Annotated in this window: 20 protein-coding genes and 1 pseudogene; 17 read left to right on the plus strand and 4 right to left on the minus strand. The window is 61.2% G+C overall.

Going from position 1 to position 19,368, the window contains the following annotated elements; translation table 11 throughout:
* Positions 1–207: 207 nt before the first annotated feature.
* Positions 208–897, plus strand: a complete 690-nt coding sequence (locus MHY13_RS07505; RefSeq protein ID WP_239282646.1) for an alpha-ketoglutarate-dependent dioxygenase AlkB — start codon at positions 208–210, stop codon at positions 895–897.
* Between the two features lie 38 nt (positions 898–935).
* Entirely contained in the window at positions 936–1,481 is a 546-nt protein-coding gene (locus tag MHY13_RS07510) for an NADPH-dependent FMN reductase (RefSeq protein WP_239282648.1), read from the plus strand.
* An 84-nt stretch (positions 1,482–1,565) separates the two neighbouring features.
* Here the strand turns inward: MHY13_RS07510 and MHY13_RS07515 are convergent, their stop codons facing one another.
* Positions 1,566–3,143 carry an aldehyde dehydrogenase family protein gene (locus MHY13_RS07515; RefSeq protein WP_239282650.1) on the minus strand — a complete coding sequence of 526 codons (1,578 nt, stop codon included), beginning with the start codon at positions 3,141–3,143 and terminating at the stop codon, positions 1,566–1,568.
* A gap of 45 nt (positions 3,144–3,188) precedes the next feature.
* On the minus strand, positions 3,189–5,438 hold the full coding sequence (betT, locus tag MHY13_RS07520) for a choline BCCT transporter BetT (protein WP_239282652.1): 2,250 nt from the start codon (positions 5,436–5,438) through the stop codon (positions 3,189–3,191).
* Between the two features lie 332 nt (positions 5,439–5,770).
* Between betT and betA the strand changes: the two genes are divergently transcribed.
* From betA to MHY13_RS07590, 14 genes and pseudogenes are all read left to right on the plus strand, one after another.
* A complete protein-coding gene (gene betA / locus MHY13_RS07525; RefSeq protein WP_239230915.1) occupies positions 5,771–7,546 on the plus strand; it encodes a choline dehydrogenase in 1,776 nt (591 codons plus the stop codon).
* Between the two features lie 182 nt (positions 7,547–7,728).
* Positions 7,729–7,857 carry a chemotaxis protein gene (locus MHY13_RS07530; RefSeq protein ID WP_239193961.1) on the plus strand — a complete coding sequence of 43 codons (129 nt, stop codon included), beginning with the start codon at positions 7,729–7,731 and terminating at the stop codon, positions 7,855–7,857.
* Positions 7,858–8,195: 338 nt separating this feature from the next.
* Positions 8,196–8,356: pseudogene (locus MHY13_RS07535) on the plus strand (alkane 1-monooxygenase); the annotation flags it as partial.
* A gap of 82 nt (positions 8,357–8,438) precedes the next feature.
* The gene (locus MHY13_RS07540) at positions 8,439–8,798 is read left to right on the plus strand and encodes a helix-turn-helix transcriptional regulator (protein WP_239229375.1); all 360 of its coding nucleotides are present in this window, start codon (positions 8,439–8,441) and stop codon (positions 8,796–8,798) included.
* The gene (locus MHY13_RS07545; RefSeq protein WP_239282654.1) at positions 8,795–10,687 is read left to right on the plus strand and encodes a cation-translocating P-type ATPase; all 1,893 of its coding nucleotides are present in this window, start codon (positions 8,795–8,797) and stop codon (positions 10,685–10,687) included. The genes MHY13_RS07540 and MHY13_RS07545 overlap by 4 nt, the downstream gene beginning before the upstream one ends.
* A gap of 190 nt (positions 10,688–10,877) precedes the next feature.
* A complete protein-coding gene (locus tag MHY13_RS07550) occupies positions 10,878–11,552 on the plus strand; it encodes a LysE family translocator (protein WP_239236491.1) in 675 nt (224 codons plus the stop codon).
* A gap of 9 nt (positions 11,553–11,561) precedes the next feature.
* Complete coding sequence (locus tag MHY13_RS07555; protein ID WP_005323228.1) at positions 11,562–11,891, plus strand: YbjQ family protein; 330 nt, start codon at positions 11,562–11,564, stop codon at positions 11,889–11,891.
* Positions 11,884–12,819, plus strand: coding sequence for a PHB depolymerase family esterase (locus MHY13_RS07560; RefSeq protein WP_239236493.1), 936 nt, complete (start codon positions 11,884–11,886; stop codon positions 12,817–12,819). The genes MHY13_RS07555 and MHY13_RS07560 overlap by 8 nt, the downstream gene beginning before the upstream one ends.
* A gap of 35 nt (positions 12,820–12,854) precedes the next feature.
* A complete protein-coding gene (locus MHY13_RS07565; RefSeq protein ID WP_239236495.1) occupies positions 12,855–13,139 on the plus strand; it encodes an RNA-binding S4 domain-containing protein in 285 nt (94 codons plus the stop codon).
* The gene (locus tag MHY13_RS07570) at positions 13,140–13,967 is read left to right on the plus strand and encodes a VOC family protein (RefSeq protein ID WP_239236497.1); all 828 of its coding nucleotides are present in this window, start codon (positions 13,140–13,142) and stop codon (positions 13,965–13,967) included.
* A gap of 5 nt (positions 13,968–13,972) precedes the next feature.
* On the plus strand, positions 13,973–14,284 hold the full coding sequence (locus tag MHY13_RS07575) for an MGMT family protein (RefSeq protein WP_239236499.1): 312 nt from the start codon (positions 13,973–13,975) through the stop codon (positions 14,282–14,284).
* On the plus strand, positions 14,281–14,640 hold the full coding sequence (locus MHY13_RS07580) for a multidrug efflux SMR transporter (protein ID WP_239236501.1): 360 nt from the start codon (positions 14,281–14,283) through the stop codon (positions 14,638–14,640). The genes MHY13_RS07575 and MHY13_RS07580 overlap by 4 nt, the downstream gene beginning before the upstream one ends.
* Entirely contained in the window at positions 14,637–14,954 is a 318-nt protein-coding gene (locus MHY13_RS07585) for a multidrug efflux SMR transporter (RefSeq protein WP_005323220.1), read from the plus strand. Before MHY13_RS07580 ends, MHY13_RS07585 begins: the two co-directional genes overlap by 4 nt.
* Positions 14,955–14,981: 27 nt before the next feature.
* The gene (locus MHY13_RS07590; RefSeq protein WP_239193973.1) at positions 14,982–15,842 is read left to right on the plus strand and encodes a hypothetical protein; all 861 of its coding nucleotides are present in this window, start codon (positions 14,982–14,984) and stop codon (positions 15,840–15,842) included.
* A 100-nt stretch (positions 15,843–15,942) separates the two neighbouring features.
* On the opposite strand, the gene MHY13_RS07595 is transcribed toward MHY13_RS07590, so the two are convergent.
* Together MHY13_RS07595 and MHY13_RS07600 are read right to left on the minus strand one after the other, a co-directional pair.
* Positions 15,943–16,794 carry a PrsW family intramembrane metalloprotease gene (locus tag MHY13_RS07595; RefSeq protein WP_239282656.1) on the minus strand — a complete coding sequence of 284 codons (852 nt, stop codon included), beginning with the start codon at positions 16,792–16,794 and terminating at the stop codon, positions 15,943–15,945.
* Positions 16,795–17,376 (minus strand): hypothetical protein, encoded by a 582-nt coding sequence (locus MHY13_RS07600; RefSeq protein WP_239282658.1) that lies wholly within the window; start codon positions 17,374–17,376, stop codon positions 16,795–16,797.
* Positions 17,377–17,418: 42 nt separating this feature from the next.
* On the opposite strand from MHY13_RS07600, the gene MHY13_RS07605 reads away from it, so the two are divergent.
* Positions 17,419–19,353 carry a M13 family metallopeptidase gene (locus MHY13_RS07605; protein WP_239282660.1) on the plus strand — a complete coding sequence of 645 codons (1,935 nt, stop codon included), beginning with the start codon at positions 17,419–17,421 and terminating at the stop codon, positions 19,351–19,353.
* Positions 19,354–19,368 lie beyond the last annotated feature (15 nt).

Raw genomic sequence — 19,368 nt, forward strand, 5'->3', positions numbered from 1 at the left:
GTACTTCCTTTCGAGGATAGGTAAGAGTTGATTCGAAAGGTACCCGCGATGGTCGCCTTCATGCACACCGGCACAAGACTTACCGCGGGCTACAGATACACCACGTTAGGGGACGCAACCGGCCTATTGGTCTTGAACAGATTCTGATCCTTGGCGAGGATAATAGGTCTTGGTCGATTTATCGGGGCGTTGGGTTAGGGTGAGGTCATGCTTTTTGATTCGCTGCCGCGGCCGAGCGTGCGTGTAGCTCCGGGGGTGGGGCATGTGCCGGGATGGGTGGGCGTCGATAAGCAGAAGGCCTTGGTAGAAGAGATGCGCGGCATTGCGCGCGAGTATGCGGCGACACCGATGGCGATGGTGCGCCCGCGGTTGAAATCCGGCGGGCAAATGAGTGTATTTCAGCTGCATGTGGGTAGGTATTGGCATTATCCCAGCTATCGGTACGTGGACAATATGGACGGCACGCGGGTTCCGCCGGTGCCGGAGAGCTTGCGGCGGATTGCACCGGGGGCACTGCGCGCCGCGGCGAAGGTAGCACCCGAGCTAGAGCCATGGGTGGAGACTTTCGTGCCGGAGATGGCGTTGGTGAATTACTATCCACCGGGATCGGCCATGGGTATGCACGTGGATGCCTTTGAGGAATCACCTGCGCCGGTGATTTCGCTTTCCATTGGGGATGAGGCACTTTTCCGTATGGGGCATACCGAGGCGCGCACGCGGCCGTGGGACGATATTACGCTGTGTAGTGGTGATTTGGTGGTCTTTGGTGGGCCGAAGCGCTACGCCTACCACGGGGTGGTGCGCGTCAATGATGGCACGTTGCCGGAGGGGTGTGGGTTGAGTGAAGGACGTATCAACATCACCATCAGACAAGTATCTGCGCGAGCGGTAGGCTAGGAATGTTACATAAAGCTTGAAGGAAAGAAGGTTTTCTCATGTCTCGTATTGGCATCATCATCGGCAGCACCCGCGATAAGGCCGTCGGCAAGGTAGTGGGCGAGTGGCTCAATGACGTGGCCCAAGGACGCCAGAATGGCGTGGACTACACGTTGCTGGATCTCAAAGAATTCGATATTCCGGTCCTGACCACCGAAGTTGTACCGGCTGCCGCTAATAAGCAGTACGACGACGAGAAGGTCCAGGCATGGTCTGATGCAGTGGACGCCTGCGATGGGTTCGTCTTTGTCACCCCGGAGTACAACCGCTCCGTGCCGGGCCCGTTCAAGAATGCCTTTGACTGCTTGGCCGCAGAGTGGGCGGGCAAGCCTGTTGCTTTCGTTGGCTACGGCCCATCCGGTGCCGTTCGCGCCATCGAGGCATGGCGCCCTATCGTGGTGAATTTCTCCATGCCACAGCTGCGGAACCAGATCGAGTTCTTCCTCGCCACCGACTGGGCAGAGGGCGAATTCCGTCCGGTCGATTTCAAGGTGGAGCGCACTAATTCCTTGCTGGCTGAGCTGGAAGATGCCGTTTCCGCATAATCAGTGCCCGTTGGCTTCATATAAAAAGTCAGCCCCCGCGCTCTTTCCGAGCAGCGGGAGCTGACTATTATGCGGCCGGCTTAGTTACTGCAGGCCAAATTGCTCCCAAGCGGCAGGGGAGAGGTTCTGGTACACGTGCTTGTGCTCCTGGTACTCGGCCAAGCCTGTGGGGCCAAGCTCGCGGCCGTTGCCGGACTGCTTGTAGCCGCCCCACTCTGCCTGTGGCAGGTACGGGTGGAAGTCGTTGATCCAGATGGTGCCGTGGCGCAGGGCGCGGGCAACACGCTCGGCGCGGCCGGCGTCGGAAGTGTAGACGGCGCCAGCTAGGCCGTACTCGGTGTCGTTGGCGATGGCGATGGCCTCCTCCTCGGTGGTGAAGGTCTCGATGGTCACGGTTGGGCCGAAGGCCTCGTCGTGGACACAGTCCATCTCGCGGGTAGCGCCATCAATGATGGTCGGCAGGTAGTAGACGCCGGCGCCCAAGTCGGTGTTGCCGGTGCCGTGCTGGCCATTGGTGTCCTCGCTGGTAGCAGCGCGGCCGCCGGTGAGGATCTTGGCGCCCTGCTCGCGCGCCTTGTCCACGTAGGCGGCGACCTTCTCGCGGTGCTCGGCAGAGATGAGCGGGCCGGTCTCGGCCTTGTCATCGGTCGGGCCGCCGATCTTGATCTTATTGGCGCGCTCTACCAGGGCATCGACGAACTTATCGTGCAGGGACTCTTCCACGACGATGCGGGATCCTGCGGAGCAGACCTGGCCGGAGTGGAAGAAGGCGCCATTGAGGGCGTTGTCCACGGCGACGTCGAAGTCGGCATCGGCAAAGATTACGTTCGGGTTCTTGCCACCGAGCTCGAGTGCGGTGCGCTTGACGGTCTCAGCTGCATTCTTGGCGATGATCTTGCCGGTGACCAGGCCACCGGTGAAGGAGACCATGTCTACATCCGGGTGCTGGGACAGCGGGTTGCCGCAGTTAGCGCCAGCGCCGGTGATGAGGTTTCCTACGCCGTCTGGCAGGCCGCATTCCTTGAGGGCGGCCATGAGCAGCATGGCAGTGTGCGGGGTGAGCTCCGCCTGCTTGAGGACGAAGGTATTGCCGGCGGCCAGGGCCGGGCCCACCTTCCAAGAGACCTGCAGCAGCGGGTAGTTCCACGGGGTAATCAGGCCGCAGACGCCAACGGGCTCGGCGTCGATGCGCGAGCGCAGGTTGGGATCCTGCGGGTCTACTACGCGGCCGGCCTGGTGCTGGGCCAGGGTGCCGAAGAACTCGAAGGCGTTGGCGATGTCATCCATATCGCCCAGGGATTCCTCGTAGCGCTTGCCGGTATCGGCGGACTCGGCCTGTGCGAAAAGCTCCTTGTGCTCGCGGATGAAATCGGCCACACGGATGACGAGCTTGCCGCGCTCGGCAGCCGGGGTATTAGCCCACTCGCCGTTGTCGAAGGTTTCACGGGCAACCTTGATGGCGCGCTCGGTGTCCTCATCGGATGCCTCGGAAACCAGGCCCACGGTGGAGCCATCGGCCGGGCAAATGATGGTGCGGGTCTCGCCGCTCTGGGCGGCTTCCCACTTACCGTTGATAAACAGGGACTTTGGGGCGCGGTCGGCATGTACGCCCTTCAGCAGCTCGGTCTGGGTGGGGTCGAACAGAGTGTTCTGGGTGCTCAAGTGAAAAGCAACCTTTCTCTCATAGAGGTAGTTGTACTGGCCAGCTTAGCTATCTTCGCGCCAGGTGCGCTCGGGCTCGGCGCCATCGGAGACATCGGACTCACCCGGTTGGGTCTGCTGCATGTAGAGGAAGGCCAAGTGGCGCTCGTAGAGGTCCAGTACGTTATTGATGATTTGGTTCTCGGAGTAGCCGTAGACGTCATAGCCCAAGGAGCCAGTCATGTCATAGACCTCGAGGCGGTAGTATTCGTCTCCTTCGCCCGTGCTGAAGTCGGGGCGCTCGGCCGCAACCGGGAAGAGCTGATAGCGGAACATGCGTTCATTGTGCAGCTTTACTTCGAGGTCGAGCTGGGGCAGTTCGACGTCGGGAAGCTCGCTGGTGAGCAAGAGGGCATCGTAGCCGCGGGTACGCATGTGGGTAGCAACCTGCTCCAAAGCATAGGTGGCGGTATCGCGCAGGTAAGTATCCATCTCCTGCTTGGAGGGGTAGGTATTGGCGCGGTCGAGGCGGTTCTTCCACAGGTTGGAATCCGAAGGCTCGCGCTCGGTACGGGAGGAAATCACGCCGTGCATAGCGGTGGTGCGGGCCTCGCGCTGCACGTTTTCAAGGCGCAGGGACTTCCATAGGGAGAACATGATGAGGTAGACCACGAAGGCGAAGGGCAGGCCCATGACGACGGTCGCGGACTGCACGGTGGCAATGCCATCGATCTGCAGCAGGGCCAGGGTCAGTGCACCCACGGTCACGGACCAGAAGATGCGCAGCCAGCGCGCGCCATCCTGGCGATTATCGGTAATGCGGGAGGTGAAGTTGGACATCACCAACGCGCCGGAATCGGCCGAGGTGATGTAGAGCAGCAGGCCGATGAACGTGGTCAAGAAAATGACGATGCCGGAGCCTGGGAACTCGTGCAGCATGTCATAGAAGCCCTGCTCAGGGACGTTGATCGCATTTTCGGCGAATTCGGGGTAGTCACCGGAGCGGACCATGTCCAAGGCGGTGTTGCCGAAGAAGGACATCCACATCAGGATGAACAGGAACGGGAAGGTGAGGGTGCCGAAGATGAACTGGCGCAGGGTGCGGCCGCGGGAGATGCGGGCCAAGAAGAGACCAACGAAGGTCGCCCAAGCAATCCACCATGCCCAGAAGAAGAGGGTCCAGGACTGCATCCAGGTATCGGCGGCCGCCTGGTCCTCGGCGAAGGCAAAGGTCTCCATGGTCCAAGATGGGAACTTCGAGACATAGTCGCCGATATTGGTCACGATGGCATCGAAGAGGTACGCGGTTTTGCCAAAGACGACGACGTAAATCATCAACGCGATAGCCAGGTAGACGTTGAGCTCGGAGAGGAAGCGAATGCCCTTATCCACGCCGGATACGGCCGAGAGGGTCGCAATAGTAATGGCGATGATGATGAGCGCGGCCTGCAGGCCGAAGCCCTGTTCAAAGCCGAAGATGAGGTGAATGCCGTAGGACAGCTGCACCACGCCGATGCCCAGGGAGGCGGTCACACCGAAGACGGTGCCCAGCATGGCGGCGATGTCGACAGCGGAGCCAATAGGGCCGTGCACGCGCTTGCCGATGAGCGGGTAGAGCGCGGAGCGAATAGCCAGCGGCATGTTCAGGCGGTAGGCAAAGTAGCCGAAAGCCATGCCCATGAGGGCGTAGAGGGCCCAGCCGGTCAGGCCATAGTGGAACATGGCGTAGACCACGGCTTCCTTGGCGGCCTCCATAGTCTCGCCCTCGCCCACGGGCGGCGCCATGTACATGGTGACTGGCTCGGCGACGGCGAAAAACATAAGATCCACGCCAATGCCGGCGGCAAAGAGCATGGACACCCAGGAGAAAGTATTGAATTTGGGCCGCGAGTGGTCCGGGCCTAGGCGGATATTTCCGGCATTGGAGATGGCAATATAAAGGACGAAAACCACGGCGATGGTGGCGGTGAGAACATAGAACCAGCCGAGGTTGGTACCAATCCAGCCGGTGACATTGGCCAGGGTCTCCGCCGCTGATTCACGGCCAAAGCCGGCGTAGAGCACCATGGCGATGATCAACACGCCAGAGATAATAAATACCGGCCAGTTGGTCTTGGGAGCAGGGACCTGATCCGCGCCTACGGCATCGCCGGTTTCAGCCTTGTAGCTGCCGACGAGGGCGCGGACCTGGTAGCGCGGGCTGCGCTTCTTGGGCTCTCCAGATGAGGTTGCGAGAGAGGTGTTTTTACCCCCTTGTTGGGGGTCTTTATTTGAAGTGTGAGACTCCTCAGGATCGTGAGGGTCAAAGTTAGCCATCTACTTCTCCTATTGTTGGTTGGTTTGGGCCGAATCTTTCGCACGAGTGCCCCAAAAGGCTCACAAGATCGCAGGGAGAGATAGGTGAGTGAAATGAATCATATGTGGGCAAACTATACGCAAAGACTTCGGATTTCATCTGCGTGGACGTCCATCCGAACAAGGCAAATATACATTAATCTGGGAAAACTTCTAATGGATGTGTAATCTGGGAGCGGTGCCCGCACATAAGGCGATGTGAATATGTACGGAATAATGCATAATATGCAAAATATTCACTTTCGGTGGGGCCATCTGGACGTGTGAAATATTTCACAGAAAGAAGGGGATTTATGGGTTTTATGGACAAGCTGACCAAGAAGCGCTCCGCTAAAAAGGTCACCGATGAAGTAAGCGACGTAGTCGTCGTTGGCGGCGGCTCCGCAGGCTCCGTCATCGCCGCACGCCTGACCGAAGACAAGAACACCCGCGTGCTGGTCCTTGAGGCCGGCCGCCCAGATTCCCTGTGGGATCTGTTCATTCACATGCCATCCGGCTTCTCTTTCCCGATTGGTGCAAAGAACTACGACTGGATGTACGAATCCGATCCAGAGCCGGAGATGAACGGCCGCCGCGTCTACCACGCCCGCGGCAAGGTCCTCGGCGGATCTTCTTCCATCAACGGCATGATCTACCAGCGCGGTAACCCGATGGACTACGAGAAGTGGGGCCAGAACCCAGGCATGGAAAACTGGGACTTCGCCCACTGCCTGCCGTACTTCAACCGCATGGAGACCGCCGCTGCGGCCGAGCCGAACGATCCGCGCCGCGGCCACGATGGCCCGCTGTACCTCTCCCGTGGCCCGGCTACCTCCGAGCTCTTCCAGGCCCTGTTCAAGTCCGTACAGGAGGCCGGCTACAACCTGACCAATGACGTCAACGGTTACCGCCAGGAGGGCTTCGCGCCGTTCGATCGCAACATTAAGAACGGCAAGCGTTGGTCCGCTGCCCGCGCTTACCTGTACCCCAACATGGATCGCGAGAACCTCGAGATCCGCACCCGCGCCTTCACCACCAAGATCCTCTTCGAGGGCCAGAAGGCCGTCGGCGTTGAGTATGAGTGGCAGGGTGGCGTTCACCGCGTTTACGCCGAGAAGATCGTCCTGTCCGCCGGCGCCATCAACACCCCGCAGCTGCTGGAGATCTCCGGCATTGGTGACCGCGAGATTCTGGAGAAGCACGGCATTGACGTCGTCAAGCACCTGCCAGGTGTGGGCGAGAACCTGCAGGACCACCTCGAGGTCTACATCCAGTATGAGACCACCAAGTCCACCGCTTCCTCCCAGCCTTACCTGGATAAGTGGCGCTGGCCGTTCATGGGCCTGCAGTGGCTGCTGACCCACAAGGGCCCGGTTGCTACCTCCCACTTTGAGGGCGGCGGCTTCGTGCGCTCCAATGAGAATGAGGATTACCCGAACCTCATGTTCCACTTCCTGCCGATGGCTGTGCGTTATGACGGCCAGAAGGCGGACGTCAAGCACGGCTTCCAGTGGCACGTTGGCCCGATGTTCTCCGATACCAAGGGTCACGTTCACATCAAGAGCGCCGATATCCACGACAAGCCGTCCATCCTCTTCAACTACCTGAAGACCGACCAGGACCGCCGCGAGTGGGTAGAGGCAGTACGCGTTGCCCGCTCCCTACTGGATACCAAGGCCATGGAAGAAGTTGGCGCCCGCGAGTTCAGCCCGGGCGTGGATGTCCAGACCGATGAGGAAATCCTGGAGTGGGTCCGCAACGACGGCGAGACCGCGCTGCACCCATCCTGCACCGCCAAAATGGGCGCGGAGTCCGATCCGATGGCCGTGGTTAACCCGGACACCATGGGTGTATGGGGCGTTGAAGGCCTCTACATTGCGGATGCCTCCGTCTTCCCGTCTGTGACCAACGGCAATATCTACGCCCCAACCATGATGGTGGGCGAGAAGGCTGCCGACCTCATCGCCGGCCGCACCCCGCTCGAGCCGAACCACGCCGAATGGTACAAGGCCAAGCAGGATATGCCGCTTTACGCTGAGGGCGAAGCAGTCCGCGATCACAAACACTCCATCCAGGGCGCTGACCACTAAGCACCCTCCCGCTGGATTGCTCTAGCGCCGCGTTTCCCATCCTTGGTGGCGCGGCGCTTTTGCTTGCCGACGTCCCCCCCTTTCCCACCGCGCGCCCCTCCACCTGACCAGAACCATGATTTAATCGCCTCGCAAGGAACCAGGTCCAATGTAATGGGGCACCAGAGTAAAGGAAGGCATTGATGCTCAGCATTATCGCTTTAGTCATTAGTATCGTTTTCGCCGTTGCTATTATCAAAAAGCTCGATGACATCGATGCGCACTTAAAGGAGCTGCTCGCCTCGCGCGAAGATGACCAAACACCGTGTTAAGCGTGTGGGTGGCTAAGGAGACGGTGAATAAATTTCGCATTAACCAACTGCAAAAGGCCCATACCGACCGTGAAATGGAATTTTCCTGCGATGCAGCTTGAAGGGCTATGTCTTCGTAGACCAAAGTGGTTTCCAAGCAGCAGTTCCAGTACTTCGTACGTGGGGTAGCCAAGACCGCCGACTTCAAGGAAGTATCATTCCCGGATACCAGCGAAAAGAGTTAGTCATTTGGCTATTAGAAAGCTTCGCTACGTGTGGTTTGACCCGTACGCAATGTCCGTGAGTGTCTAGCTTTTGATGGAAAACTTGGTTTCAGTGTCGCTGGCCGCACCTACGCCGCCGTCATGTCCGCCGACACCCTGTTCATCACCCTCCCCACAGGGGTGGGTGTGGACATCCACGTGAAGATTCTGGAGAAATTCGCCGCCCACGTCGCGCCCCCGCGTTGGGTTGGCAGCCGAACCGCGAAGGACCAGTCATCGGCTATCCCATCGACTAATTCTTGTAGGTCGCAGGACCTTCGCGTGACTGTTAGTTTAGCCTATTTTAAATAGTTCATCGAATGCTGTATAGTTCAGCACATGTTGACTATTGCTTCGCGTCTCGACGTCATGAACCGGCTCGGTCGGGCCATGGCTGATCCGACGCGCTCCCGAATCCTGATAACCCTACTAGACGGCCCGAGCTACCCGGCCGTGCTCGCGCAAAGCTTGGATCTGACCCGCTCGAACGTCTCGAACCACCTGTCCTGCCTGCGCGATTGTGGCATTGTCGTAGCTGAGCCGGAGGGCCGCAAGACCCGCTACGAAATCGCCGATCCCCACCTCGCGGCAGCGCTCGAAGCGCTGGTCCACGCGACGCTGGCCGTCGACGAGAATGCCCCCTGTATCGACACTGAGTGCTCGGTGCCCGGCTGCGGCGAGAAAGGAGCGGACGTATGAGTTCAGCATGTGGATGCGAACACGAACCCGCCACGGAGATCGACGAGCTCGATCGGCCATGGTGGAAGGACCCTGAGCTACTGCTGCCGATCTTCTCCGGCGTAGCCCTCATAACAGGACTGGTGCTGGACTGGTCCGACTTGGAGACGCCCGCGACGGTACTGTATTGGGTTGGGCTGCTGTTGGGCGCTTACACGTTCGCGCCTGGAGCGATCCGGAACCTTGTCACGAAGCGCAAGCTCGGCATTGGCTTGCTAATGACGATCAGCGCGGTCGGTGCGGTGATCCTCGGATTCGTCGGAGAGGCCGCGGCGCTAGCGTTCCTGTATTCGATCGCCGAGGCACTGGAAGACAAGGCGATGGACCGGGCCCAAGGCGGACTGCGGGCGCTGTTGAAGCTGGTACCGCAGACCGCGACGGTGCTGCGCGACGGCACAGCGGCCGAGGTCGAAGCGAAGGACCTCGAGGTTGGCGAGCTAATGCTCGTGCGCCCCGGGGAGCGGATCGCCACGGACGGCATCATTCGATCCGGGCGCTCCAGCCTTGACACCTCAGCGATCACCGGAGAATCCATTCCGGAGGAGGTTGCGCCCGGCGACGAAGTGCCTGCGGGAGCGATCAACTCCGCCGGGGTGCTGGAGGTCGAAACGACCGCAGCTGGAACGGACAACTCGCTGACCACACTCGTGGACCTAGTCGAGCAAGCGCAGGCGGAAAAGGGCGACCGCGCCCGGATCGCCGACCGGATTGCCCAACCCCTAGTGCCCGGGGTGATGATCCTGGCGGTGCTGGTCGGCGTGATCGGCTCGCTGCTGGGCGACCCTGAGACGTGGATCACCCGTGCGCTGGTAGTCCTGGTCGCAGCGTCGCCGTGCGCGCTGGCAATCTCCGTGCCGCTGACGGTCGTGGCCGCGATCGGCGCGGCCAGCCAGTTCGGAGTGGTCATCAAGTCCGGCGCGGCGTTCGAGCGACTCGGCGGCATCCGTCACCTGGCAGTGGACAAAACCGGAACCCTTACCCGCAACCAGCCTGAGGTTACCGGAGTGGTCCCGGCAGACGGATTCGATCGGGCGCAGGTGCTTTCCTTCGCGGCGGCAGTTGAGCAGCAATCGACACACCCCCTCGCCGCGGCGATCGCGGCAGCGGGGCCCGAAGCGCCCACCGCCTCGGACATCAGCGAGGAAGCTGGGCATGGCATCGGCGGCACCGTCGAAGGCCGACGGGTGCTGGTGGGCAGCCCCCGATGGATCGATGCCGGGCCACTGAAAGCGGACGTTGAGCGCATGGAGTCCGAGGGCCAGACCTGCGTCCTGGTCACCGTCGATGACGCTCTCGCCGGGGCGATCGGGGTCCGCGACGAGTTGCGGCCCGAGGTGCCCGAAGCCGTGCAGGCCCTGCACGCCAACGACGTGGAAGTAAGCATGCTCACCGGCGACAACACTCGCACCGCCCGGGCGCTGGCTGGAATCGCCGGAATCGACGACGTGCGCGCCGAGCTGCGCCCTGAGGACAAGGCAAGCATCGTGGCCGAATTCTCCTCCAAGACGCCGACGGCGATGATCGGCGACGGCATCAACGACGCGCCGGCACTGGCGGGCGCGACGGTGGGCATAGCGATGGGAGCGACCGGCTCTGACGCCGCGATCGAGTCCGCTGACGTCGCCTTCACCGGCCACGACCTCCGGCTAATCCCGAAGGCGCTGCAGCACGCCCGCCGAGGAAGCAGGATCATCAACCAGAACATCGTGCTGTCTCTGGCCATCATCATCGTGTTGATGCCACTGGCGATCAGCGGCGTGCTGGGCCTGGCCGCCGTCGTGTTGGTTCACGAGGTCGCCGAAGTGATCGTGATCTTGAACGGCCTGCGGGCTGCGCAAACAAAACGCTGAGGCTGTGACCGGCAAGTCTCATAAGTGTTAAACCACACGCTGAGCGGACACACCTTGGGCCAGGCACGTCATTCTAAAAGATAGATTGAGAAGCTGCCTAAATCACATTAATTACCTGTTTCGCTGCAGGTGAGAGGGTTCTTATAGTGGCATGTGTTAATCCAATCGCATGCGAGTATGGAGGTGTTAGGTGGCTATTAGCGCCCTGGTGACCTTAATGGGCGTGTGGTTCGCGGCGATGGCCTCGCCGGGCCCAGACGTAGTGCAAATCATTCGCTTAGGTGCGCGTTCTACGCGCGCAGCCGTATGGGCGGCGCTTGGTAGTACCACCGGCCTTACCATTTGGACCGTGGCCTCCTTGGCGGGGCTATCCGCGCTGATTTCTGCGCACCCTGGCATCCTCGTAGCGCTGCAGATTCTTGGTGGCGCTTACCTGCTGTGGATGGCCTATACCGCCATTACCGGCGGCATCAAGGAGCGCCGTGCGCCCGCAACCGTCGTGGGCACCGAAACCCGCACCCCGCAGCCGCGCGGGTTTACGCCGGACGGCATTATCAAGGCGGCCACCGCCTATCGTATGGGTTTTATCTGCGATCTCTCGAACCCTAAGGTGGTCATCTTCTTCGGCGCCATCTTTGCCAATTTCATCGACCCCGGGATGGGCATTGGCGCCAACCTACTGGTGGGTGCCGTATTGATTCTGGAAAGCCTTGTGCTCTTTGTAGGCGTGGCTTTAAGTACTCGTGCGGTCTCGAAGTGGATGGCCAAGAACTCCGCCTGGGTGGATATTGTCAGCGGCGTGGTCTTTCTGCTGCTGGGTGTGGTCATCCTATTTGAAGGAATGCGTGGGCTTATAGCCATGTAATCTGGGGCCATGATTTTTACCACTACTAATACCGTTGATGGTTATGAGATTACGGACTATATCCGCATCATCGCCGGGGAAACCGTCATCGGTATTAATATGCTGAAGGATTTCGGGGCATCCCTCCGCAATATCACCGGTGGACGCTCCGCCGGGTATGAGAGCGAGGCCATCAAGGCGCGCGAGGCAGCACTCGATGAGCTGTGGCGACGCGGGCAGGAGCTCGGGGCCGATGGCGTGGTGGGCATCGCCTTTGATTATTCGCCCATGGGCACCTCGAACGACATGCTGATGGTCACCGCGACCGGCACTGCGGTGAAGCTGCGCGCCCGTGATTAAGGTAGGCAAGAAAGCACTGGCCCTATGCGCCGGGTTATGCGCGGCCGCTGGGCTCATGGCAGGGTGCGAGGAAGAACCGCCGCAGCCGGGCAGCGTGCCGAATGAATCGCAAGGCGCGGCCGATGGCTATATCACCACGCTGCCGGATCAAGGCACAACGGCCAATGGTCAGTACCAGATCATTAACCTGCAAAATCATCGCAGTTTTGTGGTGCACGTGCCGTTTAATGCGGATAAGCACCACCGCCTGCCCGTGGTCGTGGCGATGCACGGCTATGAGATGGATGCTGGCAATATGTTCAAAGGCACCGATCTCTCCCAGGGCGATGCCATCACGGTGTTCGTCCAAGGCGCGGGCAAGGCGTGGGCGCCGGCACCGTATGCGGTAACCAGCTTGGAGGATGACCTCAAATACGTGGATGACACGATTGATTTCGTTCGCCGCCACTATCCCGCCTCTGATACCACCTATGGCGTGGGCTTTTCCAATGGTGGTGGATTCGCCCGCGCGGTGACCTGCAAGCGGCCGGGACTATTTAATGCGGTGGCGACGGTCTCGGCGGCCAAGTATGACCGCGTGGAAAAGGACTGTGCCAGCGAGCCCACCGATTACCTCGATATTCACGGCACGGACGACGTGCTCATGAAATACGGTGGCGGGCACCAGCACGGCGCGCACTACCGCTCGGTGAAGCAATCGCTACGCGGAATCGCGAGGGAGAATGGGTGCAATCCGTTTCCAAAGCGGCGTCGGAAAGAAGCGGTGGAGCACTTCACCTGGCGGGTATGTGATGCGCGCACCGAGCAGTACACCATCCACGGTGGCACGCACACGTGGAACGGCGGGGCCACGGACCATTCCGGTTTGGTGAAAGCGGAGTGGACCACCGATACGGTCCTGGATTTCTTCCATATCGCCCACCCGTAGCGATAGCCGCGCGCGGGCTGGGTAAGCTGGGCGGCATGCTAGACATTCCTATCAATGGCGACGCCATCAAATTGGGCCAGTTCATCAAGCTGGCCAGCTTGGTGGCTACCGGCGGCGAGGCTAAAGAGCTCATCGCAGAAGGCGTAGTCACGGTCAATGGCGAGCCCGAAACGCGCCGGGGCGCCATGCTCCACCCAGGCGATGAGGTGTGCATCGAGGACGCCTGCGCGCGCGTGGGCGAGCCGGACGATGACGATGATTACTTTGATGAAGCCACGGCCGACGATGACTTTGATCCGGAAAAGTGGAGGAATATGTAGATGCCAGCATTCGAAGCTGAAGTGGGCATGCCCTACTGGATCGACCTGACCACCTCGGACCCGCGCAAGTCCGCGCACTTCTACGGGCAGGTGCTGGGCTGGGAAATCTCCGCCGAGTCCGGCGAAGAAAATCCCTATCAAATGGCGCGCCTGCAGGGTCTGCCCATCGCCGGGCTCATCCCGCAGCCGGAGGAGGCCCCCATGCCGGATACGTGGGTGACCTACTTCCTGTCCAAGGACATCGCGGGCGATTGCCAGCGCGCGCAGAACCTGGGCGGGCGCATCCTTGTGGAGCCGCAGCAGGTGCAGCTGGGGCACATGGCCCTGCTTGTCGACGCCGCCGGGGGCATGTTCGGCCTCATCCAACCCGCCGGCCCAGAGCACTTCGTGGCCGCCGGCGAGCCCGGCACCCCGGTCTGGCACGAGCTCACCGCTACCTCGGGCTTCCAGAACGCGATGGATTTTTATGGCGAGCTTTTCAACTGGGAAATCCGCGCCATGCAGTCCGAAGATGAGAACTTCATCTACGCCACCGCGGAAGAAGACGGTGCGCCGTTTGCCGGGCTGTGGAACGCCGAGGGGCAGTTCCCGCCGCAGGTCCCGAGCTTCTGGCAGACCTACCTGGGCGTGCGCGATATCGACGCCGCTGCGAAGAAGGCCGTGGAACTAGGCGGCGAGGTCATCCGCGAACCATGGGATTCACCCTTCGGTCGCATGTGCCTTTTGGCCGATTCCACCGGTGCAACCATCACCCTTACCGAGGTCGACGACGCCCCCGAAGAGGAGCCGACCGAATCGGATGACGTGCTGGGACTCGACCCGCAGTAATTGCGATGAGTGAGTCGCCACTGGTCAAGCGCGTATTGGCGGTCGTTGCCGTAATCCCACCCGGCAACGTCACCTCCTATGGCGAGGTGGCCAAGGTGGTCGGCTGCGGCGCGCGCAACGTCGGCACCGTGTTAAAGCGCTATGGCGGCGGTGCCGATACCGCCTGGTGGCGCGTCGTCCGCGCCGATGGCGCCTCCCACGATCCCGCCCGCGCCGCGGAGTTCTGGGATCGCGAGGCCATCGCGCACGCTGGCGGCCGCGTTAAAATGCACGAGCACGGAATCGACGCCCGCGAATTACAGGAGTTGATGGAGTGAGGGCCTGGGTCATTCTTTTTCTCGCGATTGCCAGCGAAGTCGTGGGCACTGTCGCGCTGAAATACGCCGTGGACCATTTCTGGATCTACGGCGTGGCCGCCCTCTGCTTCATCCTTGCCTTCGTGCTGCTGCACCGCGTGATGCAAGAAGGCGTCAACGTGGGCGTGGCCTACGGTCTCTGGGCATCCGGCGGGGTCATTTCCACTGCGCTGCTTTCCGCCGCGCTATTTGGCGAGCCGCTCGGCGCGGTAAAACTCGCCGGCATCGCGCTCATCATGGGCGGCGTATTCTGCGTGGAAATGGGCGCGAAACCAGACGAGGATCAAGACCATACTGTGGAGGTGGCGCCGCAATGATCTGGTTCCTCCTTTTCCTCGCCACCGCCATTGAGGTCACCGGCACGCTGTGCCTGCGCATGTCCGCGGTAACCGGCCGCCGCTTCTGGGTGGCGCTCGTTGCCCTGTGCTATGTCTCTGCCTACGGCTTCTTGGCGCTCGTACTCAAGGCCGGCATGGATCTGGGCGTGGCCTACGGCATTTGGGCTGCCACCGGTGTTGCTTTGACCGCCATCGCCTCCTACCTCCTGTTCAAGGAGCCATTTACCTGGCTGAAATCCCTCGGCGTGGTGCTCATTGTCGGGGGAGTCCTGCTCGTAGAAGCCGGTGCGTAATACCCACGGTGGCGCTAGGATATTTTCATGATGAAAAAGCTGGCGGTAGGCTCCTTGGTTACCGCACTCTCCCTCGTTACCATCCCCGCCGCCCAGGCTGTCACTCTCGACCCGCACGCTGTGCCCGCGCGCACCCAAATCACCGTCCGCCACGATTCTGGGGCCACGGTGTCCACCGCTAATTCCCATGAGTCTCGCCCCGCGCTGTCTTTGAGCAAGCTCTACTTGGGCTATTGGGTTCTAAAATACGGTGCACCGGCTGATAAAGCCCGCGTGGAGCATATGATTCGTGTGAGCGATGACAACGTGGCTACCGACTTGGACCGCCGCTACCCGCAGGCCATCCCCAGCATCATCCACGAGTTTGGCCTGCGCGAAACGCACTACACCGGCTACTGGGGGACAACGACCACCTCCACCGAGGATGTAGCGCGGTTTACCTCGCGTATCCAGCACGATCCCGTTGCCACACCCATCAGGACCGGCATGGCTACTGCCGCTCCTGTGGCTGCCGATGGCTACCGGCAAGACTTTGGCACCTCCCGGATTCCAGGGGTTATCGGTACCAAGTTTGGCTGGTCAGACAATCGCCGCATCCATGCCTCGGTATCCACCGCCCCTGGATTTACCGTAGCCGCCAATACCTATGGTGATGCGGCCACCCATACCGCTGACGTCACCCGCGCCGTACATAATGCCCCAGGCGCAATCCCCGGCGGTTCGAGCGAGGCCATTGGAGCTCGTATCGAGCACGATCTGCACCTGCAAGGCCCAGCGCGACAGGCTGTACGAGATGCCACCCGCACGGCAGCGAACTACGAGCGCCAGGCTTGCGCGAGCGCTAATCGAGCACTGGCGCAGGTAACGCCGATGCGCGTGTGCAACTAGGGCTTTTAGAGGCTCGAGAAAATGCAGAACAAGCACGTTTCGTCTCTCACGGAGCATGAAAAGGGCGAAACGTGCTTGTTGTGCAGAGTGGTCGGCGGCTCTAGCGGATGTAGGCGAGGGCGTCGTCGGCAGTGCTGTGGCTATAACTCTCATCGGCCTTGGCGAGCTTATTGCCGCGCAGCACCAGCCATATGCTCAGCGGGTAGAGGATAAGCGCTACCGTGACGGCCTGGATGATGGCGGCCACCTCGGAATCGTGCATGTAGTTCCAGCAAAAGTGCAGGAGGAAAGCGGCGGCGAGGCAGCCGAGAAAGACGCCGATACGCCACCACAGCGGTTTGGCGGCGGCATAGAGCGCCCAGCCGATGCCCCAGCCGGCCAGCGCGGTGAGCAAGACGTGTAGGCCAGGACCGGCGATAAGCCGCAGGCCCCACATTTCAAATAAGCCCTGGATATCGCTATCGGGATGCATGGTGGCACCCATGGCGCCGTAGAGGATGTTTTCGCAGGCCTCGAAGCCTAGGCCCACCACTGCGCCCACTATCCAGCCATGCCACGGGCGGTTGAGCTGGCGGAAGGACATGAGCACGAAGATGACGCCGGTGGCCTTGGAGATTTCCTCTGGGTAGGCGCCGCTCCAGGACATCATGGCATCGACCCAGCCGGTGCCAATGGCGAGCTGCATGACGGGACCGGAGCTGATAAGCGCCAGGGCTACGGCCACACCGCCGCCCCAAAGGAAAGCCAGTAGGGCCCACAGGCGCGCCGGGCGTGCCCACATGGGGCTGCGTTGCAATAGGTAGATGACCAGCGCTACGAGCACGGCGGCGATGAGCAGGCTGAGCAGGCCCATCAGGGGAGAGATTAAGAATGTGCTCAGCGTCTGGACCAAGAACGCGATGAGTCCAATGCCGGAGAGGATCCACAGCGTGGTGCGAAAGAGCTTGGACATCTAGTACATCAACTCCCCAGAGAAGTCAGCGAATTCTGCATTAGCATCGGCGGGCAGATCCTCTTGGCCGAAGGCATGCCAGATGCGCGAGGCGGTGGCCCGGGCTTGGTCGCCCTTGCCGGTCACGGTGACCACCCAATCCTTGTTTTCGTCTTCGCCGGTGCCGTCGAGGGAGAGGGCGGCGGTGGAGGAGGGGGCGTCGGCAAGCAGGAGTGCTCCATTCGTGCCGTCAAAGGTGGGGGCGTCGGCCGGCAGGGAAGCCATGGCGAGGGCGCGGACCATGCGACGCAAGGTAGTGGCATCGTCCTTGGCATCCTCGGTGAGAGTGGCCTGCACGCTGACATCGCCGCAGGTCCAGCCGATGCTGGCGAGGGATTCATAATCGCGCTCGCAGTAGAGATCGGGAACGTCAATCTCCCAATCCTGGCTGGGCTCGGTCAGGGTGACCTGCTCGACGTCCGCGGAGGAATCCGCCAGCGCCGCCTGCACAATTGTGGGCAGAGCGAGAACCACCGCCACGAACGCAATAACGGCGAGGAAAAGGCGCCGCGGATGCGCTGGAGGAAAGCGATAAAATTCCATAGCCCACACCTTATCTTGCTGCTTTGACCTAGAGTGGCAAGCATGAAAGATCTTTATCAACTAGTCAATGGACCCTGGCTGGAAAGCCACGTCATTCCCGATGATCGCGGCGTGGATGGCACCTTCCACGCGCTGCGCGACGAAGCCGAAGAACTCGTCCATGAGATCGTGGACAAGGACACCGGCCGCCCGGGCAAGCTCTATGCCTCCTTTATGGATACCGAGGGAGTCAACGCGGCCGGCATGGCTCCATTGGACGCGGATCTGGACCGCCTGAGCGCGGCCGACCCGGAAGAACTGGCGCAGCGCCTGGGTGAGCTTGAGCGCACCGGCGTCGGCTCCCCGGTGACCTTCTGGGTGTCCAAGGACTCCGGTTCCGAGGATGCCATTGCTTATGTCATCCAATCCGGCTTGGGCCTGCCGGATGAGGCTTATTACCGCGAGGAAGCCCACGCGGAAACGCTGAGTGCTTATGAAAAGCACGTGGCCGAGATGCTGGAATTCCTCGACCCAGCCCGCCTCTTTGGCCTGGGCGCCGAGGTAGCCGCCCATCGCATCGTTGCCTTGGAAAAGGAGCTGGCCGCTGGCCATTGGGACGTGGTCTCCACCCGCGATGCGGTTAAGACCTATAACCCCTGCGAATTTAGCGAGCTGCCCACCATGACCCGCGCTCTGCTCTCCGGCGGCAACCTGCCAGAGCACCGCGTGGTCAATATGATGCCGTCCTACCTCGAGCACTTCGAGAGCCTCTTTACCACCGCGCGCATGGCCGATTGGCAGCTGTGGGCCACCTGGCACATCCTGCGCTCCCGTGCGGCCATGCTGCCGGAGGAGGTAGGCGCGAAGAACTTCGAGTTCTATGGCACCAAGCTTTCCGGCGCTACCCAGCAGCGCGACCGCTGGAAGCGCGCCGTGGGCTTGGCCGAGTCCCTCGTGGGCGAAGAGATTGGCCAGGTATTTGTGGATAAGCACTTCCCGGCCTCTTCCAAGCGCGAGATGGATGAGCTGGTGGACTACCTCATCGCCGCCTACCGTGAGCGCATCTCCCAGCTGGAGTGGATGACGCCGGCCACCCGCGAGCGCGCGCTGGAAAAGCTGTCCCAGTTCAAAGCCAAGATTGGCTTCCCGGATACCTGGCGCGATTACTCCGGGCTCGAGGTCTCTGGCAAGGGCGCGGACCTGCTGGCCAATGCCCGCGCCGGCTCCGCCTTCTCCCATGACTTTGAGCTGGCCAAGATTGGCAAGCCGGCCGACCGCGATGAATGGGTGACCATCCCGCAGACGGTCAACGCCTTCTATAACCCGGTGGTCAATGACATCACCTTCCCAGCCGCCATCCTGCGCCCGCCGTTTTATAACCCGGATGCCGATGCCGCAGAAAACTTCGGCGCCATCGGTGCCGTCATCGGCCACGAGATCGGACATGGCTTTGATGACCAGGGCTCGCAATTTGACGGCCAGGGCAACCTGAACTCCTGGTGGTCCGAGGAGGACCGCGCGGCCTTTGAAAAGCTCACCGCCAAGCTGGTGGAGCAATTCAATGGACAGGTACCGACGGTGCTCAAGGAAGCCGGCATCGACTCCACCGGTGTCAACGGCAGCTTCACCCTGGGCGAGAATATCGGTGACCTCGGTGGCCTGGGCATCGCCGTGGTGGCTTTCAAGAACTACTGCGCCGATAAGGGCATTGACCTGCAGGGAAAGGAGGAGAAGTTCGAGGTAGAAGGCGCCGAGCCAGAGCTGGCCGAGCACACCTACAACGGCCTACAACGCTTCTTCCTCGCCTGGGCCCGCGTTTGGCGCACCGCCATCCGTCCAGAGATGGCCACCCAGTACCTGGCCATTGACCCGCACTCGCCAGCGGAGTTCCGCTGCAACCTCATCGCTGCCAATATCGCGGAGTTCTACGAGGCCTTTGACGTGGCGGAGGATTCTGCCATGTACATTGCGCCAGAGGACCGCGTCACCATCTGGTAGCCCTTTTAGCCGCTA

The organism is Corynebacterium sp. ACRPE (assembly GCF_022347435.1).
GTDB lineage: Bacteria > Actinomycetota > Actinomycetes > Mycobacteriales > Mycobacteriaceae > Corynebacterium > Corynebacterium tuberculostearicum_D.